The sequence below is a fragment of the Bacillus sp. FSL K6-1033 genome (assembly GCF_038630765.1).
Classification (GTDB): domain Bacteria; phylum Bacillota; class Bacilli; order Bacillales; family Bacillaceae; genus Bacillus; species Bacillus altitudinis.
The window spans coordinates 1,253,287-1,275,869 of the sequence record NZ_CP152041.1 but is presented as its reverse complement, the minus strand read 5'-3'; the positions used below and the strand labels follow the sequence as shown (position 1 = coordinate 1,275,869).

General features: G+C 39.9%; 25 protein-coding genes, 1 pseudogene and 3 riboswitches. Of the genes and pseudogenes, 7 read left to right on the top strand and 19 right to left on the bottom strand.

Annotation, left to right across the window (positions count from 1 at the left end; all coding sequences use genetic code 11):
- Positions 1 to 108: 108 nt before the first annotated feature.
- Positions 109 to 1,001 (bottom strand): annotated as a pseudogene (locus MHH31_RS06455) (TerC family protein).
- Positions 997 to 1,103: riboswitch (yybP-ykoY riboswitch) on the bottom strand. (Overlaps the previous pseudogene by 5 nt.)
- Positions 1,104 to 1,181: 78 nt before the next feature.
- On the bottom strand, positions 1,182 to 1,796 hold the full coding sequence (locus tag MHH31_RS06450) for a DedA family protein (protein ID WP_039169164.1): 615 nt from the start codon (positions 1,794 to 1,796) through the stop codon (positions 1,182 to 1,184).
- A gap of 247 nt (positions 1,797 to 2,043) precedes the next feature.
- Here MHH31_RS06450 and MHH31_RS06445 point away from each other — a divergent pair, with 247 nt between their 5' ends.
- On the top strand, positions 2,044 to 4,467 hold the full coding sequence (locus MHH31_RS06445; RefSeq protein WP_342495391.1) for an EAL domain-containing protein: 2,424 nt from the start codon (positions 2,044 to 2,046) through the stop codon (positions 4,465 to 4,467).
- A gap of 30 nt (positions 4,468 to 4,497) precedes the next feature.
- On the opposite strand, the gene MHH31_RS06440 is transcribed toward MHH31_RS06445, so the two are convergent.
- From MHH31_RS06440 to MHH31_RS06430, 3 genes are all read right to left on the bottom strand, one after another.
- Positions 4,498 to 4,962 (bottom strand): MarR family transcriptional regulator, encoded by a 465-nt coding sequence (locus MHH31_RS06440; protein ID WP_088004396.1) that lies wholly within the window; start codon positions 4,960 to 4,962, stop codon positions 4,498 to 4,500.
- Positions 4,963 to 5,319: 357 nt separating this feature from the next.
- The gene (locus MHH31_RS06435; RefSeq protein ID WP_045034954.1) at positions 5,320 to 5,484 is read right to left on the bottom strand and encodes a hypothetical protein; all 165 of its coding nucleotides are present in this window, start codon (positions 5,482 to 5,484) and stop codon (positions 5,320 to 5,322) included.
- A 38-nt stretch (positions 5,485 to 5,522) separates the two neighbouring features.
- Positions 5,523 to 5,678 carry a hypothetical protein gene (locus MHH31_RS06430; RefSeq protein WP_008346151.1) on the bottom strand — a complete coding sequence of 52 codons (156 nt, stop codon included), beginning with the start codon at positions 5,676 to 5,678 and terminating at the stop codon, positions 5,523 to 5,525.
- 192 nt (positions 5,679 to 5,870) lie between these two features.
- On the opposite strand from MHH31_RS06430, the gene MHH31_RS06425 reads away from it, so the two are divergent.
- Positions 5,871 to 6,200, top strand: coding sequence for a MerR family transcriptional regulator (locus MHH31_RS06425; RefSeq protein ID WP_007498778.1), 330 nt, complete (start codon positions 5,871 to 5,873; stop codon positions 6,198 to 6,200).
- Between the two features lie 258 nt (positions 6,201 to 6,458).
- Here the strand turns inward: MHH31_RS06425 and MHH31_RS06420 are convergent, their stop codons facing one another.
- The gene (locus MHH31_RS06420; RefSeq protein ID WP_081105410.1) at positions 6,459 to 6,821 is read right to left on the bottom strand and encodes a cupin domain-containing protein; all 363 of its coding nucleotides are present in this window, start codon (positions 6,819 to 6,821) and stop codon (positions 6,459 to 6,461) included.
- 208 nt (positions 6,822 to 7,029) lie between these two features.
- On the opposite strand from MHH31_RS06420, the gene MHH31_RS06415 reads away from it, so the two are divergent.
- A complete protein-coding gene (locus tag MHH31_RS06415) occupies positions 7,030 to 7,893 on the top strand; it encodes a LysR family transcriptional regulator (protein WP_039170301.1) in 864 nt (287 codons plus the stop codon).
- Positions 7,894 to 8,037: 144 nt separating this feature from the next.
- Here MHH31_RS06415 and MHH31_RS06410 read toward each other — a convergent pair whose 3' ends face one another.
- The 9 genes from MHH31_RS06410 to MHH31_RS06370 all read right to left on the bottom strand — a co-directional run bounded on the left by MHH31_RS06410 (position 8,038) and on the right by MHH31_RS06370 (position 14,831).
- Positions 8,038 to 8,436: a lipoprotein gene (locus MHH31_RS06410; protein WP_039170299.1), complete on the bottom strand. Its 399-nt coding sequence runs from the start codon at positions 8,434 to 8,436 to the stop codon at positions 8,038 to 8,040.
- A 101-nt stretch (positions 8,437 to 8,537) separates the two neighbouring features.
- Complete coding sequence (gene mgtE, locus MHH31_RS06405; RefSeq protein ID WP_007498785.1) at positions 8,538 to 9,896, bottom strand: magnesium transporter; 1,359 nt, start codon at positions 9,894 to 9,896, stop codon at positions 8,538 to 8,540.
- A gap of 207 nt (positions 9,897 to 10,103) precedes the next feature.
- Positions 10,104 to 10,267: riboswitch (M-box (ykoK) riboswitch) on the bottom strand.
- Positions 10,268 to 10,398: 131 nt separating this feature from the next.
- On the bottom strand, positions 10,399 to 10,542 hold the full coding sequence (locus MHH31_RS06400; RefSeq protein ID WP_008346168.1) for a hypothetical protein: 144 nt from the start codon (positions 10,540 to 10,542) through the stop codon (positions 10,399 to 10,401).
- 174 nt (positions 10,543 to 10,716) lie between these two features.
- A complete protein-coding gene (locus MHH31_RS06395; RefSeq protein WP_327872317.1) occupies positions 10,717 to 11,235 on the bottom strand; it encodes a PepSY domain-containing protein in 519 nt (172 codons plus the stop codon).
- A 93-nt stretch (positions 11,236 to 11,328) separates the two neighbouring features.
- The gene (locus MHH31_RS06390; RefSeq protein ID WP_144666439.1) at positions 11,329 to 12,018 is read right to left on the bottom strand and encodes a PepSY domain-containing protein; all 690 of its coding nucleotides are present in this window, start codon (positions 12,016 to 12,018) and stop codon (positions 11,329 to 11,331) included.
- A gap of 66 nt (positions 12,019 to 12,084) precedes the next feature.
- On the bottom strand, positions 12,085 to 13,434 hold the full coding sequence (locus MHH31_RS06385) for an ATP-binding protein (protein WP_268361394.1): 1,350 nt from the start codon (positions 13,432 to 13,434) through the stop codon (positions 12,085 to 12,087).
- Positions 13,435 to 13,437: 3 nt separating this feature from the next.
- Positions 13,438 to 14,124 (bottom strand): response regulator transcription factor, encoded by a 687-nt coding sequence (locus tag MHH31_RS06380; protein WP_019743445.1) that lies wholly within the window; start codon positions 14,122 to 14,124, stop codon positions 13,438 to 13,440.
- Between the two features lie 199 nt (positions 14,125 to 14,323).
- Positions 14,324 to 14,539, bottom strand: coding sequence for a helix-turn-helix transcriptional regulator (locus MHH31_RS06375; protein WP_169476040.1), 216 nt, complete (start codon positions 14,537 to 14,539; stop codon positions 14,324 to 14,326).
- Positions 14,529 to 14,831, bottom strand: coding sequence for a hypothetical protein (locus tag MHH31_RS06370; protein ID WP_041092341.1), 303 nt, complete (start codon positions 14,829 to 14,831; stop codon positions 14,529 to 14,531). Before MHH31_RS06370 ends, MHH31_RS06375 begins: the two co-directional genes overlap by 11 nt.
- 416 nt (positions 14,832 to 15,247) lie before the next feature.
- On the opposite strand from MHH31_RS06370, the gene MHH31_RS06365 reads away from it, so the two are divergent.
- The 3 genes from MHH31_RS06365 (at position 15,248) to MHH31_RS06355 (ending at position 19,569) form a co-directional block, all read left to right on the top strand.
- Positions 15,248 to 16,207, top strand: coding sequence for a S8 family peptidase (locus MHH31_RS06365; protein WP_007498796.1), 960 nt, complete (start codon positions 15,248 to 15,250; stop codon positions 16,205 to 16,207).
- A gap of 113 nt (positions 16,208 to 16,320) precedes the next feature.
- Positions 16,321 to 16,513: riboswitch (cobalamin riboswitch) on the top strand.
- 155 nt (positions 16,514 to 16,668) lie between these two features.
- The gene (gene metE / locus MHH31_RS06360) at positions 16,669 to 18,957 is read left to right on the top strand and encodes a 5-methyltetrahydropteroyltriglutamate--homocysteine S-methyltransferase (protein ID WP_274660234.1); all 2,289 of its coding nucleotides are present in this window, start codon (positions 16,669 to 16,671) and stop codon (positions 18,955 to 18,957) included.
- A gap of 141 nt (positions 18,958 to 19,098) precedes the next feature.
- On the top strand, positions 19,099 to 19,569 hold the full coding sequence (locus MHH31_RS06355) for a nucleoside deaminase (protein ID WP_056407829.1): 471 nt from the start codon (positions 19,099 to 19,101) through the stop codon (positions 19,567 to 19,569).
- A 76-nt stretch (positions 19,570 to 19,645) separates the two neighbouring features.
- Here the strand turns inward: MHH31_RS06355 and MHH31_RS06350 are convergent, their stop codons facing one another.
- Positions 19,646 to 20,062: an organic hydroperoxide resistance protein gene (locus tag MHH31_RS06350; protein WP_039170286.1), complete on the bottom strand. Its 417-nt coding sequence runs from the start codon at positions 20,060 to 20,062 to the stop codon at positions 19,646 to 19,648.
- 161 nt (positions 20,063 to 20,223) lie between these two features.
- Here MHH31_RS06350 and MHH31_RS06345 point away from each other — a divergent pair, with 161 nt between their 5' ends.
- Positions 20,224 to 20,670, top strand: coding sequence for a MarR family transcriptional regulator (locus MHH31_RS06345; protein WP_008346188.1), 447 nt, complete (start codon positions 20,224 to 20,226; stop codon positions 20,668 to 20,670).
- Between the two features lie 33 nt (positions 20,671 to 20,703).
- On the opposite strand, the gene MHH31_RS06340 is transcribed toward MHH31_RS06345, so the two are convergent.
- From MHH31_RS06340 to MHH31_RS06330, 3 genes are all read right to left on the bottom strand, one after another.
- Positions 20,704 to 21,132 (bottom strand): organic hydroperoxide resistance protein, encoded by a 429-nt coding sequence (locus MHH31_RS06340; protein ID WP_007498801.1) that lies wholly within the window; start codon positions 21,130 to 21,132, stop codon positions 20,704 to 20,706.
- Positions 21,133 to 21,308: 176 nt separating this feature from the next.
- Complete coding sequence (locus MHH31_RS06335; RefSeq protein ID WP_008346190.1) at positions 21,309 to 21,443, bottom strand: hypothetical protein; 135 nt, start codon at positions 21,441 to 21,443, stop codon at positions 21,309 to 21,311.
- Positions 21,433 to 22,569, bottom strand: coding sequence for a Rap family tetratricopeptide repeat protein (locus MHH31_RS06330; RefSeq protein WP_342495390.1), 1,137 nt, complete (start codon positions 22,567 to 22,569; stop codon positions 21,433 to 21,435). The genes MHH31_RS06335 and MHH31_RS06330 overlap by 11 nt, the downstream gene beginning before the upstream one ends.
- Positions 22,570 to 22,583 lie beyond the last annotated feature (14 nt).

The window sequence follows — 22,583 nt, the reverse complement described above, 5'->3', positions numbered from 1 at the left end:
TTATCTACTTTACAACGTTTCGTTTAAAAGCAAAGAAATAAGGGGGTATCCCCCCCTTTTTTGTAATATACGTGTTATGAAAATGAAATGATATTTCTTTCAAAAAACCTACTCTTCCAGCCGAATCTCTTGTTTTTCCTCGTTTTGCTGGCCGCCTTTTCTTGATGGACTTGATAAAAACCAGCCAAATGCTGCAATCGCGAGAAGGACCGTCCAGAAAATGATTTTCCATAATGTTGAATGAATGAAATGAGAGGACACGATCCCAATGGCTGGATGAGAAAGTGTATAGAGCGTCAGCTTCACGCCAACCCATCCGACAATGACAAATGCTGCTGTTTCTAGGCTTGGTCTCGTTTTAAGCAGTTTCACAAATACAGTCGCCGCAAACCTCATGATCACTAGACCAATGATACCGCCTAATAGAATGACAATAAATTGACCGCCATCAAGCCCGCCAATTTGCGGAAGATTTGTTGCTGGCAGAGTCACAGCTAATGCAACGGCTGCTAAAATAGAATCTACTGCAAATGCAATGTCAGCAAGCTCAACTTTTACGACGGTTGCCCAAAAGCCGCTTTGTTTCATGTTTGTGTCTGCTTCCTTTTTCTTAAATACGTGCGATTTTAAAATATGGTGAATCGAAATATATAGAAGATAAATTGCGCCAATGGCTTGAACTTGCCACACATCTACTAAAAACGAAATAAGAAAAAGAGAACCAAATCGCATGACAAATGCTCCCGCAAGTCCGTAAAACAATGCCTTTTTTCTTTGTTTTTCAGGAAGGTGTTTGACCATCACAGCCATAACCAGCGCATTATCAGCTGCTAAAATCCCTTCTAATCCAATCAATACGAGAAGAACCCACCCGTACTCTAAAATAATTGCTGCATCCATCATCATTCCTCCTTATTTTTTATCTATTGTCCCACAACAGACAAAGGCTTATGAATGCAAAAAAGACCTTTGCCTGTAATGGCAAAGGTCTTGCTAGACATGTGATATGTAAATCATGCCAACAAAGCCGATGGAATGAGATTCCATGTAATGACGACTTTGTTTCCGGTGATAACCGGACGCTACTCCCCTTTGGTGGGATTAAGAATATTTAGATTACTTATATCATAATCAACAGATCCCGGATTGTCAACAGGTGACTTTTCATCTTCACCCGCTGATTAAGCCGTTGGTGTTTCTGTTTTTCTTTTTCTTCGTTTGAGCCACACGTAGACAACAAACAACAAGAGCACACCAATTCCAATCGGCAATACATATGGTTCTAAAATGGTTCCAACCTCTTGCCAGTTCTCTCCAAGGACAAATCCTAAATACACGTACACAAATGTAATCGGCGTAATCGCCAAAAACGTATACAGACAAAAAACCCACACATTCATCTTCGCAATCCCGCACGGAATGGAAATAAGGGTTCTGACCCCTGGAATAAACCGGCCGCTAAACGCAACAAATCCGCCATGCTTTTCAAAAAAGGCATCCGACTTATCAAGTGACTCAGGTTTAACAAAGAAATACTTCCCATATTTATTTAAAAAGGGTCTCCCTCCATAACGCCCTAACCAGTACAAGGTCAAGGGGCCTGCCACACCGCCAATAGAACCGGCAGCCACAACACCGATGAAGGCCATGTCCCCTTTTGAAACCCAGTAACCTGCAAGAGGCAACACCACTTCAGCAGGAACAAATTCAATGCATAATGCAAGAAAGATGCCGAAGTACGACAAATTCTTAAAGGCATCAGCTAATGAAATAATAAAATCTTCGATGTTTATCAATCCCTTTCACACATAATCAGTTTGACAGGCTATGCTTGCAAATCGTACCGTGCCACCTATTAAACGAATAAAACACCAAAAACGATTCACTTTTCTTCGTTTTTTTACATTAAATTTGATTTTACTATAAAAAATGTTCAAAAAAATGCTGAATGCCCTTTTTAAGTAAAGGAAAAGTGAACACAGGCGCCACTTGATCCGATATATTAAGTATATGTCTGTTTTTAGATACAGGAGGTTTTCTTACATGACACATTTAACAGGAAGCTACAACGGATGGCTTGTCTTTCTGTCAGTCGCTGTCGCCGCTGTCGCCTCCTACTCAGCTCTTCAATTAGCCAGCCGGGTGATCCAGTCGAGCGGCGCAAAGAAAAGAGTATGGTTGATCATTGGTGCGATGATCATGGGGATGGGAATATGGTCAATGCATTTTATTGGCATGATGGCGTTTCATCTACGCTCTGGTATCACATATGAAACACCCTTACTCATTTTATCGATTTTGACCTCTTTTATCGGTTCTTTCATTGCTTTTTCAATATGTATTCAGCAGCAACTTTCCACAAGACGACTTTTGATTAGTTCGATCACGATGGGCTCAGCTATTTGCAGCATGCACTATCTCGGATTGGAATCAATGGCGAATGTCACCATCAGCTATGACCCTGTTCTCTTTTTTCTTTCGTTTTTTATTGGTGCGCTCGCTTCATTCTTTTCATTACACCTTTTTTTCCGGCTCCATCGCTCTGAGAAAAGGCGGGAGGATCAGCTGTTAAAAATAGCGGGTGCACTGATGATGGGCGGTGCTATTGCGGGCATGCATTACACTGGCATGGCGTCTTCGACGATGTTTTTTCATTCAGATGGTCAGGTCGCTGCGGGTGGTTCTCTTGAAATGTCACCATTCAGCCTGTCCATTTTCATCGGCCTGATGACACTTATCGTCCAATCACTCATGATTTTCGGCGCCTATATTGATCACCGGATTATGTCACAATCAGATCAGCTAAAAGAAAATGAACAGCGGTTCCAATCACTGATCAAACATAATATAGATGGTATTATCGTGTTATCCGTTGATCGTAAAGTGATATCTGCGAATGACCCAGGCAAACACATTTTGAAAATGTGCAATTCCTGGATTGGTGATGATGTGAGTCAATACGTCATGCCGACTGAGATGTGGGAAGACTTTATTTATCAATCAAAAAAAGCAATTACGCGCGAAGCAGAACTGAAAGCAGCAGATCGTTTTTATTATTATCATGTTACATACATACCCGTACACGTCAACCATACACTTGACAGCATTTATCTCGTTTTAAAGGATTTAACCCAGCAGAAGATTGCTGAAAAAGAAATTCATGTGATGGCACATTATGATGCACTAACTGAACTTCCGAACCGTCGTCACGGAATTAATCATTTAAATGATGTTTTATCCGCTCAAGAAGAGACAAAAACGTCAACGGCAGTTCTTTTTCTTGATTTAAATCGGTTTAAAATTATTAATGATGCCCTTGGTCATAACATAGGCGATCTGCTGTTGAAAGCCGCCGCAAACAGACTAACCAAATGTTTGCCTGACAATGGCTTTATTGCAAGAATTGGCGGGGATGAATTTTTAATGATCTTTCCTCACATGGAGCATAACACACATAAAATTGAACAGCTTTTGAAAAACATCATTCGCCAATTTGAACGTCCTTTTTTCATTCAAAACCATCAGCTCATTACATCCATTAGTATTGGAATCGCCATCTCTCCGCAAAACGGTAAGAATGGTATGGAATTGATGAGAAAAGCAGATATGGCCATGTATTTATCAAAGAAACATAAACAAAGCCGCTATGAATTCTTTACTGAATCTATGGAGAGATTGAGTGAGGACAGACTCAATCGCGAACTGGAGCTACGAGATGCCATTCAAAGAAAGCAGTTTGTGCTTCATTATCAGCCGCAAATCAGCGCCAAAACAAGACAGATGACAGGTGTTGAAGCCCTTTTAAGAATGAAAGCACCAGACGGTTCTCTAAAATCACCAGAGGCTTTCATTGAACTTGCTGAAGAATCGGGCCTGATTATCGATATTGGAAGGTGGGTCATTGACACGGCATGTAAGCAGGCAAAATTGTGGTATGACAAGCAATTGAAAATCCCTGTAGCGGTCAATTTATCTGCTAAGCAGTTTAACTCTGAAGACTTAATTGATTTGATCAAGCTAACGCTAAAAAAATACGACCTTCAACCATCACTTCTTGAGCTTGAAGTGACAGAAAGCATGACAATGGACAACATCAAGCAGTCAAAACAAGTACTGACATCTCTAAAACAACTTGGCGTCCGTATTAGTATTGATGATTTTGGTACAGGCCACAGCTCTTTAAGCTATTTGAAGGATTTGCCGATTCACCGGCTGAAAATTGATAAATCATTTATCGAGGATATTTTGAGCGATTCAAAGTCTGAACAAATCACAGGGGCTATTATTGCAATGGGGCACCAGCTATCTCTAGAAGTCATTGCTGAAGGTGTTGAAACTTTTGCACAAGCGCAACTTTTATCTGCGCAGGGCTGTGACGATCTACAAGGCTTTTATTATGCCAAGCCACTTCCAGCTAGTGATATTGAAAAATTTATCGCCTATCCTGCTCATCAGCTGGATACATAAAAAAGGTGCCAACCATGGCACCTTTTCGTTTTATCTAAATAACAAATGCTGACTGTGAATACCTGCTTTTTTCAGCAGACTAATTAATTGCTCCTGTTCTTCACGCGAAAGACCAGAAAACGCCCGCGCAATTCGAAGAGAATGGATTGGATAAATTTTATCCAGATAACTGCGCCCTTTATCCGTTAAATGGGCATAAACTGACCGCTTATCCTTTGGGTCCTGTTCTCTTTCAATGAAACCATTTCGTTCTAACTTGTCAATTACGTACGTAACATTCCCGCTGACAAGCAGGAGTCTTGAGCCGATTTGCTGAAGTTTTTGAGCACCTCTCGTATACAGTAATTCGAGAACGGCAAATTCAGTTGGATTGAATCCATGCTCCTTGCTGTCTCTAATACTGTGTTCGGAAACGCTTTTAAATGCCCTTGCAAAAACTTTGTAAAGCGTCATTGAACGTTCTACTTCTTCTTCATTAAACGATAGTCTCATCACATATCTACCTCTTATAATATTTTTTTAACTTCAAGGCTTTCTTGCGGTGCAGTTGGAGCCTTTCGTAAAAAATAGAAGTACGTTTTTGAAAACCCTTTCAACCACATAAGTGACTCCATTCGTGTTATGTATAAGATTTCGATATAAACTTTTAAAATCCTTCTTATTTTTCACAATCATCTCGAAAAAAAGCTTTTCCAGCAAACCATCATGTTACGACAAATTTTAACATAATCTGTAAAGGCTCTATATTTTCTTACATTTGATTCGTCAAATTTCTACAAAATCCAATATTGCTATAATATTAAACACAAAAAAAAAGAACCCTTCATGTGACAACGCACATGATAAGGGATGTTAAAGATAGCGATCGGTTTTGTTGAAAAAGAAATGATACTCTTTTTTTAAGTCACTAATTGTCATGTTCTTGGTCATATCAGGGCTATACACCCCAAGTGAGCAAAGCTGCTTCGTATAATAATGTCTTTCTTTCGCTAAAGCTTCTTTTAATATACTCCGCATGACTTCTCCCCTCCTATCAATGGATATGGATCGGGTGCTTATGAGGACTTTTTATACAAATCATTTTGTACGGCTCTAAGAAGAGCATGTGCATTCTGACCTGCAGCCTGCATGAACTGCTCCAGCAGTTCATCCCTCTTCACATCTAATGCGATGATTTCTTTTGCCATACGGATGATCTGTGTTTTCTCCATCAAGTGCGCCTCCTCCTTATTTTTTCTTTTTCTTATCATATGTTCACGTGATATGATTTGCACTTTATATGTTAATTTTCCTTCCATTGTTTTTCGATTTTTTCATTTTTGTGTTATATTATCTAACAAACGTTAGGTTTTTTTACTGACTGTTGGATATAATATGAAGAAAAGACTTGCAGGGGTGAGGATATGACGCAGGAAGATGTATCTTATAAAGATAAAAAAGTCATTTCAATTGGGATAGTCAGTGAATTAACAGGACTTTCCGTCAGGCAAATCCGATATTATGAGGAACGTAAACTCATCTACCCCCAGCGCTCAACAAGAGGCACACGGAAATATTCTTTTTCTGATGTAGAACGTTTAATGGATATCGCCAATAAACGGGAAGATGGTGTGCAGACAGCGGAAATTTTAAAAGACATGAAGAAAAAAGAACAGGCATTAAAAAGCGGACAATATAAGAAAAAAATGCTGGAAGGACAGATCAACGCGCACTTCCGGTACAAGAATCGATGAACTAAATAACAATTGCTTACTCGGCAAAATAGACTTAGCATCTAATCGTCCTGAATATGAATCGATGAAAGCACGAACTGACCCAAAGACCGATTCTTGCTGAAGAGTCTATTTCAGGTAGCGAAAGGAAATGCGTTACAGCTCATCTTGAATCATTGAAGCAACAAAACGAGGCAGCAATTGCAGCCTCGTTATTAGCTAAAACAACCATTCAACTATTTATCCCCTAAGGTACTTGATCTTTAACGATTTAGTTTTTCAAATTTGTTCAGGAATCGAAACAGTTCGTTCATTGAGCACATTCCCCGTGTTTAGCGTCGTTTTGGGTTCTATTAAGAGCAAGTGAACTTCTTCTTCAGCAATGGGCTGATGTTCAACTCCTTTTGGAATCACAAGAAATTCTCCTTCATGAAGCGTTATTTCCCTATCCCTAAAACGGATGACTAGATTGCCTTTCCACACAAAGAACATTTCATCCTCATCATCATGGTGATGCCAAATGAATTCACCCTTCATTTTCACCATTTTCATGTATGAGTCGTTCAACTCTCCACCTATTCTAGGATTCCAATAATCATTTATTTGCGAAAATTTTTCTTCGATATTTACCTTTGAAATCAATCGATTCCCCTCCTTATTAAATGGAAACGTCTGTTTTAGTTGCCACAGCTAAAAAATTCTCATTTTCTCCTCTCGATCAGATAAAAGGGACGCCGCAATGAGCATCAACCTCTTCTATCATTTAGTTTACATACTTCTTTGGATCACGTAAAATCAAAAAATAGCATATAGATCATCATAATTTGTGATGCAAAAAAGGAGAGTTAGTTTGGATATTAAATCTTTGGAAGTATTTAAAGCCGTTGCCATTGAACAAAGCATCACAAAAGCTGCTCAAAAATTAAATTATGTGCAGTCCAATGTCACCGCAAGAATCCAACGTCTTGAACAAGAGTTAGGTGTACCTCTTCTCTATCGATATCATAAGAAAATATCTTTAACGCCTGCAGGACGTGAACTGCTGCCCTATGTAAATAAATTACTATACGATTACGAAGAAGCGATAGAAGCAGTAAAGCTTTCCTCTACTCCGCGGGGATCTTTACACATTGGATCTATAGAGTCCACCGCATCTACAAGATTGCCCAGCATTTTCACAGAATATCACAAAAAATTTCCACAAGTAGAATTGAGCTTGTATATGGCACCTACAGTCGACCAAGTTAGCGCTATCCTCAACTACAAAGTAGACAGCGCGTTAGTAGATGGGCCAATTCTTCATCCAGAAATCATCGAGTATCCTGTATTGGAAGAATCCCTCGTTCTCATTACAAGCTACTCCACGGAGCAATTCCAGGTAGAATCTATTTTACATGAGCCGTTGCTCTCGTCATTCGCCCATTGTATTTATTTAGGACGATGGCAAAAGTGGCTAGAGAACAACGGCTATCCTCCTATGAAGGTAATGGAATATGGTACGTTAGAGGGCGTCCTTAAATGTGTTGAAAGCGGGCTGGGAGTGACTATATTACCAAAATCTATGGTTGAATCTCGGGGGGAAGGCAAATTTACCTGTCATCCATTACCGGAACCACATCGGATCGTGCCCACTGTGTTGATCAGGCGACGTGATTCGTACATGACCAGTGCTCTGTCACAATTTATGGAGTTAATAGGCATTACGAATATGTGATCTGAGACAAATCATTGTTTTCATTAATAAGATCATGTGTGTTAAAAAAGAGGATAGTTAGAGCGACATTCTTTCAGCTCTTCTATCCTTTTACATTATCTCAACTTATGCCTGATTTATCATAAAGCATATGAACGATACTTTTTATTTAGATGAAGCGTCAGTTCCTTCAACAACCCCTACAAAGTCAATTCGTACGCCGCCTTTTTCAGGATCTTCTTTCACCCGAAAGGCAAGCGCCTTTTTTTCTCCAGTGTTTACATCTTTATAATTTGCATGAAAGACATGGATGCTGGCTTCTTCCAATTGAAAATCTTCATAAGAAAGCGTCTCAATTCCCCATTCCTTTTTCGATTTAAGAATGTCACTTGGGCTTGGGACTGCGCCTTCGACATAGACATTGTCCATTTTTCGTTTATTTCCTTCAGTTATCGCTTCAAGCATATGCTCTGATGCCACAAGTCTTCTGTCTTTCCCCTCGTCTTCTCTTGAACATGCACTTAGCAAAACAATGCACATGAAAATGAATAAAAACTTCTTCATTTTTTTCTCCCACCTTCTCCTTAAAATGTAAAGGATGGAAGCGCTATATGCAATCTTTATTCAAAAAAGACTGTAAAACGTTACATTTTACAGTCTTTTGACTACATCAGTGTATGAAGAAATGCTGTTGCAATTCCAAAATAGATGAGTAAGGATAAAATATCATTCAATGTTGTGATCAGCGGTCCAGATGCAATGGCTGGGTCGACGTTTAATCTGTGTAAAATAATCGGCACGACCGTACCTGCCATTGTCCCAATAATCAGTGTTGCAAGAAGCGAGGAACCAACAACAAAACCTAAAATCATATTGCCCTGCCATACCATGGCAACGACCGTAATAATGATTGAACAAACAATCCCAATATAAATACTTGTTCTCAGCTCTCTGAAAATCAAGCGCATAATGGTTTTTTTCGTTAATTCTTCTTTTGACAATCCTCTAATGACAACCGCTAGAGACTGTGTCCCTGTATTCCCTGTCATACCTGCAATCATCGGCATGAAGAATGCTAAAGCAACGACTTGCTGCAAGGTATCTTCAAAATAATTCAAGATACTGCCTGAAATCAGCCCAATGAATAGAAGCAAAATGAGCCATGGAAGACGGCGGTATGCCGCCACAAATGCCGGTGTGTCGAACGTGATATCTTTACCAGAGGCAGCAAACTTTTCATAGTCTTCTCCTGCCTCTTGAATCACAACATCAATGATATCATCGACTGTCACAATTCCGACTAAGACATTGTTCTCTTCTACAACAGGGATGGCAAGGAAATCATATCGCTCAATGAGCTTTGCGATTTCTTCCTGGTCTTGAAAGGCACCAACGGCAATGACTCTTGTAAACATAAGATCCTGCACTTTTTCATCTGGCTCACCTAAAATAAGATCCCTGTATGAGAGTACCCCTACAAGCTGTTTTTGATCGTTTATGACATATAAGTAGTTGATCGATTCAGCAATTTCAGCAAAGCTTTTCAGCTTCACCACGGCATCCTGAACCGTATAATGCTGCGGAATCCAAACGTACCGATTGGTCATGATCCGGCCTGCTGTCTCAGCAGGGTAATTCATGAGAAGCTGGACGGCCTTGGATTCCTCTGCTTCCATGTTAGATAAAAGCTGATCCTTCAGCTCATCCTCCATCTCATCAAACAAGTTGGCTAGATCATCGTTATCCATTTTGTTTGTGACGAAGGTGGCTTTGTCTTTCCCTACTTTTTCAAGAACAATCTCTTGATATTCCCGCTCCAGTTCACCCATCATTTCCGTCACGTCATCGACTGTTAAAAAGCTGAGAAAGCGGCCGCGGTGTTTTTCTGGAAGCTCCTTGAATAAGTAGGCCATATCATAAGGCTGAAGTTCTTCCATAATGTTTTTAAATTCTTTACGTTTTCCATCTCTTAGTAAAATAATGATGCGTAAAATGAGTTCATCGTACGTAATGTTCTGTATCATCGCTGTTACCTCCCCAAAATCAGGAGATACCCGAATCCCTTAGATTGTGCGGGGGTCAGGATCTCCTCTATCTGATGCGTCAATCTGATCTTTTGACATACTCTCTATGTGTCTCGAATCGGGATGATCCATCCCCACACCTCCTTTTCTCATAAAAAAGCACCTTCAACCGAATGAAGGCGCTTTGTAAGCATGACAAATAAACACTTGCTCCTTCAATCGTAGAGCTTTAGCACTGTATGGCATAGGATTCATCCAGCTGCATTAAAAATCACCTTATGTCGATGATTCCTGTTGACCCATTGGCGTCTTTGGACATTTTTGGGCAGCAGCGTATCTCCATACAGGAGCCTCACCTAACGAAGTCTCATATTGTTGACACACTGAGATTACAGAAAAAGCGCAATGATGTCAATAAGCAAGATGCCAAGTTTCCTGATGTATTCGCTTACTTTTCAAAAAAAGAGCGATAGACAAGTTGACCATCGCCCTTTCACGTCTTCTATTCCTCTTCCGGCTGATTCATATCCTCTTGGGAGAGGAGATGAAAAGAATCATGCAAAAACAAAGCATATCCTTCTCCATCAGGATGGGGAACATATTCCGCACGATCCATCGTCTGTTCTTCTTCTTTTTTCTTCATCATATTCTCTCGCCTCCTTCCCAGTAGTTTGTCCCAATGAAAAAACCTTACACATAAAAGTGTAAGGTTCAGCATGTGCGTGCTGGTGCTCACGAATGTCAAATTCGCCCCGCACCAGTACTCGTCCTTCCTAGGGCTGCAAAGGTTTTCTATCACGCTCAAAGGTTCATTTATAGCTTAATCGTCCCATTCTTGCTTGAGGATTTTGCCTGTTTTAGCGGAAATCTCAAAATCAACTTCTTCACCGCTTGGTGTCGTAATTTCAATTTCATACAAGTACACACCATTTTCTTTATCTAATTCTGAATCTGTGACTGTTCCTTTTACTTTTGCAAGGGCAATTTGTTCAGCCTGTTTTTTGGTGATTTTTACATTTTGTTTCTTTTCTTTGACTGGATCATTGAGCGCTTTGCCTGTTTTGGCATCGACATATACTTTATATTCAAAGCCGCCTTTTTTAATCTCGACCTCATATACCCATTTTCCTTTTTTACGCTCAAGATCTACATCATCTACATAGCCTTTCACAACTTTTAATGCTGCTTTTTCAGCCTGTTTCTTTGAGACAAATGAAGATTTCTTTTGCACCACTTGTTCGGCATTTGCCGTTTGATTTGTATTTTGCGCTTGAAGGGTGAAACCACCTACGACAAGTGCTCCTGTGAATGCTGTAGCTACTAGTACTTTTTTTATCATGTTTAACTCCTCCTCTGTTTGATTTCTCCTTTATCTTAAAAAAACAAGATGATAAAGGAAGGAAAGGAACATGAGAAAATCATGAGAAAATGATTAGTTTTCGTACGTAATGCCTTCAATATCTCCTGTATAGGCATTCACTAATACCTCTGCCTCTCTTCCATCCGGCAAATCAAGCTCTACCTCAAACACGAGCATTCCGCTAAAAGTTTCAAGATCTGCATCATCCACTGTGCCGCCCACTTCTTTTACGGCAATCTGAATGGCTTCTTCTACCGTTATTTTTGTCAGCTTCTTTTCTTTAGAGGTTGGCTGTTTCTTTTCTGCTTCAATCACCTTGAACGTGTCTTTTTCAACATCCACTTGATACAGTTCTTTTTTTGATTGAATCGTAAAGATAAAGCGATCCGATTTTTCTTTCTTTTGAATCACGGTACCCTTCACTTTTTTCACTGCCACTTCTTCTGCTTGGAGTTCGGCATTTTTCTCATTTGGTTTTTGATAGCTCTTTAACTGTTTCATCTCTTTCATTTGACCGCTTGAGGAAGATGCAATGATTTGATAGATGCCATTTGAATTTTCAAGCGTCAATGTATAGTCCTGTTTATGATTGATCAGATCAATATTTGTGATGTTTCCATTGTAGTCTTTTGCGATGATTTTTTTAATGTCTGCTTCGCTTAATATTTTTTTGTCAATGGTTTGAATCATGAGCATTGCAAAAGCCACAAGAATGAAAAGACATCCTGCGAGCGTAAGCAGCATTTTCATTTTTTTAGACATGCAGCGCCTCCTTCCTATTTCCTATTTTATAAGGAGGAAATGAGAAATTGATGAGAAAAGACCTACTTATTTCTGAAAAAGAATGGTCATCACGGTTCCTTCACCGATACGGCTGTCTACCTTTAGCTCAGCCCCATGCTCTTCAGCAATTTGCTTCGCAATTGACAGGCCAAGCCCAGTTCCGCCCGTCTCACTGTTTCTCGCTTCATCCACACGGAAAAAGCGGTCAAAGATTTTCGGCAGATCCTCTTCTTTTATGCCAATTCCTTTGTCAACAACCGAAATAAACGGTTTCTCTCCTGCTCGTCCGCAGTTCACATCAACTGGCTCTGCACTATATTTAACCGCATTATCAATCAAGATGGTCAAAAGCTGTTTGATCTTCTCTTCGTCCCCTTCAGCAATCACAGGCTGATCTGTTTGTACATGAGTAAAGATGGTTCGATTGGTTGCCACTTCAAGTGTATGACCAACTTGGCTGCACAATTGACCAAGATCAACCGGCTTCATGTCCAAGTAAAGCGGCTGCCCATTTTTCGCCAGTGTGAGTAGTTGATCTGTCAGCCTTTTCATTTTTTTTGCCTCATCATGAATGGCTTGAGAGGATTCTTCTACGACCTCTGGCCGGCTTTGCCCCCAGCGTTTTAGTAAATTGCTGTAGCTCATGATGACGGTAATGGGTGTTTTCAATTCATGAGAAGCATCGTGTAAAAATTGCTGCTCTTTCTCATAATGTTTCTCGAGAATTTCGGCCATTTCATTAAAGGTTTGACCCATTTGATACAGTTCATCCTTTGAATCGCCTGTTAATTCAATTCGTTTAAATGCCTTTTCTCTCATACTTGCTTTCATCGTATTGGTCATTCGACTAATTGGGCGGACAATTTGTTTTGTTAAAATGTGGCCTGCAAAATAAGAAAGCACAATAAACAAAACGCCAGTAGTGATTAAAATCATTTTTAATAACGCCAAGTTCTCTTCTGTATTTTCAATTTCTTCATATACTTGCAGCGACACAATGTCCCCATTTGTCCAAATGACAGGGATAGCCGCGAACGCAATCATATGCTTATTGTATTCTTGAATTTCTGCTGTCTGACCAGATTCGTATGTAAAAGGAAGTGAGCTAAACGTAGATTCCTTCGTGACGGTCAGCTTTGATTCACCTTTCTCTGTGACGACACGGATCATACCATTTTGAGGCAGATACGCTTTCAGAAGCTCTGAAGATGGAAGTCCCTCTTCTTCTGACTTCTTTAGTGCAATAGCAATATTTTCAGCTACTTCCGACAGTCTGGACATATCTTTTTGCGTCAAGGTCATCGAAAAAATAAAATAAATCGCTGTATGAAACAGCAGCACCATTAAAAACAAGGACAACGATGTATAAAGCTGGATCTTATTTTTTAATCTCATGCTTTATCCTTTCATCACATAACCCACACCTCTCACTGTGTGAATCAATTGTTTTTCAAACGGGTAATCGATTTTTTTTCTTAAATAGCGAATATAGACATCAACCACGTTCGTGTCACCAAAATAATCAAAACCCCAAACAGCTGTTAAAAGCTGATCTCTTGTGAGCACTTGCTGCTGATGTTTCAATAAATGAACAAGCAAGTCATATTCTCTCGGTGTCAGCTCAAGCGTCTGATCGCCTCTTTGAATTTCTCTTGTTTTCTCATTCACCGTTAAATCTGCAATACTTAGCTCAATTTCCTTTTCCTCTTGCGCATTGTGATTGAACCTCAGCTGTGCACGAATTCGCGCTAATAATTCTTCTATATCAAAGGGTTTTGTAATATAATCGTTTGCCCCAAGATCAAGACCGCTGACCTTATCGGGAACACTTCCTCTTGCGGTAATCAAAATGATCGGTGTTGCCGTATTTGTCTTTCGAACCCTTCTAAGCACTTCAAGTCCGCTTAATTCTGGAAGCATGACATCTAGAAGCACTAAATCAAAACTCTCCTCTTCGAGCGCCTGGAGTCCTTTCATCCCTGTATCTTGGACTGTGACCTCATATCCTTCATATTCAAGTTCTAATGACAGCACTCTTGCAATTTTCTTTTCATCTTCTACCACGAGTATCTTCCCTTTGTTCATCTCTATCTCTCCTATCTGAAAGGCAAGCTTGTCTTTCCATTATTATATGTTGCCTTTCTCCATTGGAACAGTCACAATCTTCATATCTTATTTTTCATGAATAAGGAATTGTTATGTAATATGGTTGATTTTTATTTTCAGCTGATCCTTTCACATTACACAAATCAACAAAAAAAGCCTCTTTTCTGAGGCTGGTCCCTTACTTCTTTTTAGGTTGACTGACAAAAAGCTCATCTACAGTCGTATTCAAAACAGAGGCGATGTCAAAGGCTAATTGTAAAGTAGGGTCGTACTTATCGTTTTCAATGGCATTGATGGTTTGTCTCGAGACCTTACATCGTTTAGCAAGTTCTTCTTGGGATAATTTAATGGATTTTCTTAGTTCTCTTATATGATTTTGCAATTTAATCACCATATTTTTTTCTGTATATGAGTAATGTAACTAAATATATGACCGAAATCACAGTTAGGAACATGATGGGAGAAATCCCAAACCCCTTATCAGAATTGTTCCCTTGGGTCGTTAAAAATATGGACTCTGCGACTTCTAATAAAAGCATACCAATGACCACCATAAATGCATACGATTGAGCTTTTGAGTAGATAAATCTCTTTCTTTCATCACCCTTTTGAATCATAGGCGCGATAAAAATGAACAGTCCGACCACTAATAAGATGACTGAATACACAACTTTGACAACATCCAACGGGTAGTCCCCTCCCAATCAAAATGTCAAATACTTTTTACATTCTATATTCTTTCGATCATTATAATGAAAAAACAATTAATCTGCACATGTCATGTACCTTTTTCTTTTCTGTCATCCTCTATCTCTTTAAATGATTGTTTTTTCGATCTGCCTTTTTTAGTTCTTTTCACCCATTTTCATCTGTACAGGTGCAAGCTCACTATGCAACATTTCATTCTTTTTCATATGATACTAAGAGTTTTCCTCAAAAGGCGACTTCTTTCGGCAAGATATGAGGAGAACTGCACAATAAATAATTATTTGATTATTTGAAAAATTATTACAATTGACCCTTTCCGATCAAACATTTGTTTTATACAATAACATTACGCAACCTGAATCTACTTTGAAAACAAAATAAGGAGGGCTTTCTTATGAAAGGTGAAATTCGCTTAATTCCGTATGAAGTAAAAGCCAATGTGATGGAAGCGAAAGAGACGCCGGAAAGTATTCAGGAGATTAAAGCACCCGAACTTTGGTCAAGTGGCTTCAAAGGAAAAGGCATAACCATTGCTGTCCTTGATACAGGTTGCGACACGGAGCATCCCGATTTAAAAGATCAGATTATCGGAGGAAAAAACTTTACCGATGATGACAATGGCGATGCTGAGAATGTAAAAGACTACAACGGGCATGGTACCCATGTCTCAGGAACGATTGCAGCAACGGATCAAAATGGCGGCATTTTAGGTGTTGCGCCTGAAGCCAAGCTGTTGATCGTGAAAGTTCTTGGAGGGAAAAATGGCAGCGGGAAATACGAATGGATTATCAATGGCATTAACTATGCGGTTGAACAGAAGGTTGATATTATTTCCATGTCTCTCGGTGGGCCAAGCAATGAACCAGAACTACAAAAGGCCATCCAACATGCGGTAAGCAGCGGTGTGCTTGTTGTCTGCGCAGCAGGAAATGAAGGTGACGGAGACGAGCGTACTGAAGAGTTCTCCTACCCAGCTGCATACAACGAGGTCATTGCCGTCGGCTCTGTCTCTCTTGCAAGAGAATCCTCTGAATTCTCCAATGCGAATAAAGAAATCGACCTCGTCGCTCCAGGTGAAGACATTTTATCCACTCTCCCTAACCATAAATACGGAAGACTAACAGGCACTTCCATGGCTGCCCCTCATGTGAGCGGTGCACTCGCCATTATTAAAAATGCCGAAGAAGAAGCGTTCCAGCGTAAGCTGACAGAACCTGAGGTATATGCTCAGCTCGTACGGAGAACCCTTCCGCTAAAACAATCGAAAACCCTTGTAGGAAACGGGTTTTTATATTTAACTGCACCAGATGTGCTTCTTGAGAAAACATTGGAAGCAGAACTTTTGTCTCTATAGGTACATGTTAGGTCCTGAGAAAAGATAGAATTTTCTCAGGATTTTTTTAATTAAAATTATTCAAAATTTACTTTGACGAAATGAAGTGAACGTTATATAATCGAACACAATAAATTCATAGTTTGAGAGTCGGTAATTCGATCACACGTCGAATTTTAATTGGGAAGACCGGTGAAAATCCGGCGCGGTCCCGCCACTGTAAGTGAGGAGAGCTTTTCGTTAATCATCCACTGTCGTGAAGATGGGAAGGATGAAAAGCTTGCAGATTCACTAGCCAGGATACCAGCCGCTCTATCACATCAAACCCCCTACGGTTGATAGGAGATGTCGGAAAAGCGTTCGTCATTGATACTTACGCCTTCTTTCGCACACACATTTTGTCTTTTTAAACCAGACATTTGCCCTCATCAATCTTGACCATGAGTGTGAGTGTCTTTTTATATTTAGAGGAGGAATTGAAATTGACAATTGTTAAAACAAGTAATCTAGGTTTTCCGCGAATTGGTTTAAACAGAGAATGGAAAAAAGCACTTGAGTCTTATTGGAAAGGTCAAACTGACCGAGAAACCCTCTTAAGCACACTCGATGAACAATTTTTAGCCGCTATTAAAACTCAAATTGATCAACAAATTGACGTTGTACCTTCTGGGGACTTCACCTTCTACGATCACGTGCTGGATACTGCCGTTATGTTCAATTGGATTCCAGAGCGCTTCCGCAGCTTGAAAGACCCGCTAGATACATACTTTGCGATGGCAAGAGGAACAAAAGATGCTGTCTCAAGTGAAATGACAAAATGGTTTAATACAAACTATCACTACATCGTTCCAGAATACGAAAAAAGCACAGAATTCAAACTCACACATAACAAACCGCTTGAAGCATACGAAAAGGTGAAAAAAGCGTTTGGTGTTGAAACAAAACCTGTCGTTCTTGGTCTTTATACATTTGTTTCTCTTTCTAAAGGCTATGAAGCCAATGAAGTGAAAGAGATTCAGCAACGCCTAGTGCCGCTTTATACTCAGTTGTTAAAAGAGCTTGAAGAAGCCGGTGTAAAATGGGTTCAAATTGATGAGCCTGCTTTAGTCACAGCTTCAAGTGACGACGTGAAAGCAGTAAAAGCCATCTATCAAACGATTAAAGAAGCTGTACCTGCCTTAAACGTTCTCCTTCAAACATACTTTGACTCAGTAGATGCCTATGAAGAGCTTGTGACGTATCCTGTTGAAGCCATCGGTCTTGATTTTGTCCATGATCAAGGACGAAACCTTGAACAATTGAAAAAACACGGCTTCCCAAAAGATAAAATTTTAGCAGCCGGTATCATCGACGGCAGAAATATTTGGAGATCAGATCTAGGAGAAAGATTATCGTTTATTTCTGAAGTGATTGCTGACGTGCAGCCGAAAGAAGTATGGCTGCAGCCTTCAAGCAGCCTGCTACATGTACCAGTTGCAAAACATCCGAGCGAACAGCTTGAAGAAAAACTATTAAACGGACTTTCTTATGCCACTGAAAAACTGGCTGAATTAACGCTATTAAAAGAAGGCTTATCAAAAGGAGCAGCTGCCATTGATGCAGACATCCATGCAGCAAATGAAGCACTTCTGACGTTAAAAGAATTCGCGAAAGGAACGAATGCGGACCTGACAGCAGAGCGCAACAATCTTTCATCAAAAGATTTTAAACGTCCAGTTGCTTTTGAAGAACGACTACGCATTCAAAATGAATCTCTCGAACTGCCGCTTCTTCCAACCACAACAATCGGAAGCTTCCCTCAGTCAGCTGAGGTGCGCAGTGCTCGTCAAAAATGGCGCAAAAATGAGTGGACAGATGCAGAGTATGATGAATTTATTAAAAAAGAAACAAAAAGATGGATTGATATTCAAGAAGAGATTGGCCTAGATGTACTCGTTCATGGAGAATTTGAACGTACAGACATGGTTGAATACTTCGGTGAAAAACTCGCTGGATTTGCCTTTACAAAATTCGCTTGGGTTCAATCTTATGGATCACGCTGCGTGAAGCCGCCGATCATTTATGGAGATGTAGAATTTACAGAGCCAATGACAGTGAAAGAAACGGTTTACGCTCAAAGCTTAACGGAGAAAAAAGTCAAAGGAATGCTGACAGGGCCTGTCACGATCTTAAACTGGTCTTTCCCAAGAACAGATATCTCTCGTAAAGACATTGCCTTCCAAATCGCTTTTGCTTTACGTAAAGAGGTAGAAGCGTTAGAAGCAGCGGGTATTCAAGTGATTCAAGTGGATGAACCTGCGCTAAGAGAAGGTCTTCCTTTAAAAGAGAGTGATTGGGCAGCATACTTAAACTGGGCAGCAGAGTCATTCCGTCTATCGACATCGTCTGTTCAAAATGAAACGCAAATTCATACACATATGTGCTACAGTAACTTCGAGGATATTGTTGATACGATTGAAGACCTTGATGCAGACGTGATTACGATTGAACATTCACGCAGTCATGGCGGGTTCCTCGATTATTTAGAAAAACACCCGTATTTGAAAGGCCTTGGACTTGGGGTGTATGACATTCACAGCCCGCGCGTTCCATCTGTTGAAGAAATGAGTAAAATCATTGATGATGCACTGAACGTATGTCCGACAGATCGCTTCTGGGTCAACCCTGACTGTGGACTGAAAACAAGACAAGAACCTGAAACCATCGCTGCTTTGAAAAACATGGTGACAGCTGCTGAAGTCGCTCGTAAAAAGCTAGCGCAGCACGCATAATGGACTCACTCTTCCCCTGCTGAACATTTGGCAGGGGTTTTTATGCGCAAATTGTCCTGTTCGATCTCCTCCTACAATGATTCCTTTTCTATCATGATTCGTTTATACTAGAGAAGTCAGTCGAACAAAGGGAGGAAGACAATGAATCACGAAGCTTTTTTACAACGCGCAATTGATCTTGCAGTAGAAGGAGTAAATAGTGGCACTGGCGGCCCTTTTGGAGCGGTCATTGTCAAAGACGGTCAGATTATTGCAGAGGGAAGCAACAATGTCACAACAAGTAATGATCCAACTGCACATGCAGAAGTGACAGCTATTCGAAAGGCGTGCCAAACACTACATACATACCAATTAGAAGACTGTATTTTGTATACAAGCTGTGAGCCTTGTCCAATGTGTCTTGGTGCTATCTATTGGGCTAGACCAAAGGCCGTATATTTTGCCGCTGGACACAAGGATGCAGCGACTTCTGGTTTTGATGACTCCTTTATTTATGAAGAAATCAATAAAGAATACGAATCAAGAAACATTCCATTTTACCAGCTGACCCTTCAAAAAAACCTTGCTCCATTTGAAGCATGGGACACATACGACAAAAAGAAAGAATACTAAAAAAAGACACCTGCTCCACAGCAGGTGTCAGTAGATGCTTGAGAAAGGGCTAAATTTTAGCCCTTTTTTCTTTTCATTAGTCCGCCACTTCGAGCTCTACTTCGATGTTTCCTCTTGTTGCTTTTGAATATGGACAGAATTCATGTGCAGCCTCAACAAGCTCTTTCGCTTTGTCATGATCAAGCCCTTTAGCGGAAACAATCAGCTTCACGCCAAGTTTAAAACCGCCATCACTTTCATCTTTTAATAGACTGACATGTCCTTCTACTTCTGATTCAATTTCGACACCTTGCTTCTTGGCGACTTGTTCAAGCGCCCCTCCGAAGCAGGCCGCATAACCCGCTGCAAATAATTGTTCAGGATTCGTACCAGTTTCTCCATCTTTCTTTGCGTTTGGCATCACAATGTTGTGGTCAAGCACACCATCATCAGAACGAACATGTCCTGCTCTTCCGTGTTGTGCTTTTACTTTTGCAGTAAATAATGGTTTCATCTTGATCTCCTCCTTCTTCTACTTATACCTTTCACGTTCTATTCGTTGCTCAAACATTTATGGCACATTGAAGAATTTTTCATTTTTAGTCTGTAGTTATTTTAAAAAGGAAGAAAATCTTATACAATGATAAGTATGACAAAAAATAGTTGGTGACAGATATGACAAATGAATTTGAACATATGAAGCTGGAAAATCAGCTTTGTTTCTTGTTATATGCAAGTTCAAGAGAAATGACGAAGCAATATAAACCATTATTAGAAGAGTTAAATATCACATACCCGCAATATTTGGCACTGCTTTTGTTATGGGAGCATGGGACATTAAATGTGAAAACAATGGGAGAGCTTTTATATTTAGACTCCGGTACACTCACACCTATGCTAAAACGAATGGAACAAAATGGACTCATCATCCGTGAACGTTCAAAAGAGGATGAGCGTTCGGTCCAAATTCGTTTAACAGAATACGGAGAAGCTTTACAAGAGAAGGCCACTTCGATTCCATTTCAAATGCTGTCTGGAACAGGCAGATCAGAAGAAGAGCTGAAAACACTTCGCGCTTCTTTACATGAGCTTCTGCAAAAATTAACACAATCAAAAGGCTGAGGGAATATTCCCTCAGCCTTTTTTTGATGTCTATTATTGAGCGACAGCTACTAATTCTACTTCAATGTTTCCTTGCGTTGCTTTTGAGTATGGGCAAACGCCGTGTGCTTTATGAACAAGTTCATCAAGTGCAGATTGCTCAATTCCAGTTCCTTTTACTTCTAATTTGACACCTAGTTTGAAACCGCCGTCTGAACTGTCTTTGATTAAGCTTACATGTGCCGTTACTTCACTTTCAAAACGGATACGCTCTTGTCTTGCGACCATTTGAAGGGCTGAATCAAAACATGCAGAATAGCCCGCTGCGAATAATTGCTCTGGATTCGTTGCTTTCTCAAGCTTTTTCGCTCTTGGCGTTCCTGGCATTGCTACATCATGCTCTAGTACACCATCTGTTGACACAACCTTACCTTCTCTTCCTCCTACAGCTGATACCGTTGCAGTAAATAAAACTTCTGACATGAATATAACCCTCTTTCGCTCTATTAATATTTTCTACAATTGAATTGTACACAATCTAAATTCAAGAGTCAATGAAAAACACTCACTTTCATCTTTCCTCCATTTTTTATTTTTATGAATGTGCAACCTACGATGATTGAAGCGGTCAATAAAAAAAGCCCTTTAAAAAGGGCTTTTCAGATCGTGATATGCTGCGGATTCGGTTTTTCTAGCGTATGGTTTCTGTTATCGGGGTCGGCATTAGGTGATGTGATCCATAATGCCAAGATCGTGATGCTTGTACAGACGACTGCCCATTTTTTAAAATTCATATAAACAATCCCCTCTCTGAATATAGATACGAGCATGTTCCGCTTCCCCATAGAACATGGAAGATTTTTCATAATCCTCCATTTCATTATAATACTTTGCGGTGTCTAAAGCCAGCTCTTCTATATCTGGATATGCATAGGAAGATTCTAAAAAATGGAAAATCCGTTTAATATGCTCTGCATCTTGTCGTAAGTACAATGCTTCTAAAAAAATGGTCTTCTGAATATGAATGTCATCCTGCAGAGCTTCTGCTCGTTTCATACATTCTTCTCTGTAATATAATGCTTCATCGTTTTTACCTTGTTTGTATAAGATCTGAGCGGCTGTATAAAGAGGGTCTATCGATCGACGAAGATGATCAGATTGGTTTTGATCAAATAATGAGATGGATTCTTTCATTAAGTCGAGTGCGCGGTTCAAGTCTCCCATTCTGTAATAACTGTTGCCCATATTAAACAAAGAAGAAGCAATAAAACGCACATTCTGAAAGTCTCTTGATCTTTCAAGTGCTCTTTCGAGATGTGGCAATGCCTTTTCATGCCTTCTCATATCATCATAATTACCGGCTACAATAAATTCACACTGAATGGTACGAAGCGCATATAGTTCGTGCTGAATATAGACATCCAGCGCTAGTTTGGCATGGTGCATCGAAATGTGTGTTTGTTTCATGTGATAATATATTTCTGACATTTTAAAATGAAATTCTGCACGTTCAATATCGTCGGATACAAAAGAAAGCTTGTGCTCTGCCTTTTGATAGGACGATATGGCAGCAATGTACTCTCTCCGGCCGAACTCATACATGCCTCTGAAGAAATGATAGTAATATTCAAGCATGCCTGTGACATGCGTTTGATGCTCATCTATTTCTTTCGAAAGCTCGGAAAAGTTGGCGCGAAGCTTTCCTTCCTTTAATGGCTTTAAATAATCGAGCATGACCTCATGCCTGAATTCCATTAAAGAAAAATAGAGAAGCAAATTCTGATCTTCTTCCATTGAATCAAGAGAGGTGCGAATTTCCTGCTTTAACTGTTCTGCTTGTTCTGAATCAAATCTGCGGATTAATTCATACCACTTGTTGATTTTCACTCCAATATCCGAAGAGGGAATGATTTTCGCCATACGTTGCCTTCTCC

What these genes read in the sequence shown, in the direction of transcription:
- MHH31_RS06355 (WP_056407829.1), top strand. Translation starts at nt 19,099, where the DNA reads ATGAATCACGAAGCTTTTTTACAACGCGCAATTGATCTTGCAGTAGAA.
- MHH31_RS06425 (WP_007498778.1), top strand. Translation starts at nt 5,871, where the DNA reads ATGACGCAGGAAGATGTATCTTATAAAGATAAAAAAGTCATTTCAATT.
- MHH31_RS06350 (WP_039170286.1), bottom strand. Translation starts at nt 20,062, where the DNA reads ATGAAACCATTATTTACTGCAAAAGTAAAAGCACAACACGGAAGAGCA.
- MHH31_RS06365 (WP_007498796.1), top strand. Translation starts at nt 15,248, where the DNA reads ATGAAAGGTGAAATTCGCTTAATTCCGTATGAAGTAAAAGCCAATGTG.
- MHH31_RS06345 (WP_008346188.1), top strand. Translation starts at nt 20,224, where the DNA reads ATGACAAATGAATTTGAACATATGAAGCTGGAAAATCAGCTTTGTTTC.
- MHH31_RS06375 (WP_169476040.1), bottom strand. Translation starts at nt 14,539, where the DNA reads ATGGTGATTAAATTGCAAAATCATATAAGAGAACTAAGAAAATCCATT.
- MHH31_RS06395 (WP_327872317.1), bottom strand. Translation starts at nt 11,235, where the DNA reads ATGATAAAAAAAGTACTAGTAGCTACAGCATTCACAGGAGCACTTGTC.
- MHH31_RS06340 (WP_007498801.1), bottom strand. Translation starts at nt 21,132, where the DNA reads ATGTCAGAAGTTTTATTTACTGCAACGGTATCAGCTGTAGGAGGAAGA.
- MHH31_RS06410 (WP_039170299.1), bottom strand. Translation starts at nt 8,436, where the DNA reads ATGAAGAAGTTTTTATTCATTTTCATGTGCATTGTTTTGCTAAGTGCA.
- MHH31_RS06445 (WP_342495391.1), top strand. Translation starts at nt 2,044, where the DNA reads ATGACACATTTAACAGGAAGCTACAACGGATGGCTTGTCTTTCTGTCA.
- MHH31_RS06385 (WP_268361394.1), bottom strand. Translation starts at nt 13,434, where the DNA reads ATGAGATTAAAAAATAAGATCCAGCTTTATACATCGTTGTCCTTGTTT.
- MHH31_RS06380 (WP_019743445.1), bottom strand. Translation starts at nt 14,124, where the DNA reads ATGAACAAAGGGAAGATACTCGTGGTAGAAGATGAAAAGAAAATTGCA.
- MHH31_RS06335 (WP_008346190.1), bottom strand. Translation starts at nt 21,443, where the DNA reads ATGAATTTTAAAAAATGGGCAGTCGTCTGTACAAGCATCACGATCTTG.
- MHH31_RS06435 (WP_045034954.1), bottom strand. Translation starts at nt 5,484, where the DNA reads ATGCGGAGTATATTAAAAGAAGCTTTAGCGAAAGAAAGACATTATTAT.
- MHH31_RS06330 (WP_342495390.1), bottom strand. Translation starts at nt 22,569, where the DNA reads ATGGCGAAAATCATTCCCTCTTCGGATATTGGAGTGAAAATCAACAAG.
- mgtE (WP_007498785.1), bottom strand. Translation starts at nt 9,896, where the DNA reads ATGATACAGAACATTACGTACGATGAACTCATTTTACGCATCATTATT.
- MHH31_RS06430 (WP_008346151.1), bottom strand. Translation starts at nt 5,678, where the DNA reads ATGGAGAAAACACAGATCATCCGTATGGCAAAAGAAATCATCGCATTA.
- MHH31_RS06390 (WP_144666439.1), bottom strand. Translation starts at nt 12,018, where the DNA reads ATGTCTAAAAAAATGAAAATGCTGCTTACGCTCGCAGGATGTCTTTTC.
- MHH31_RS06400 (WP_008346168.1), bottom strand. Translation starts at nt 10,542, where the DNA reads ATGATGAAGAAAAAAGAAGAAGAACAGACGATGGATCGTGCGGAATAT.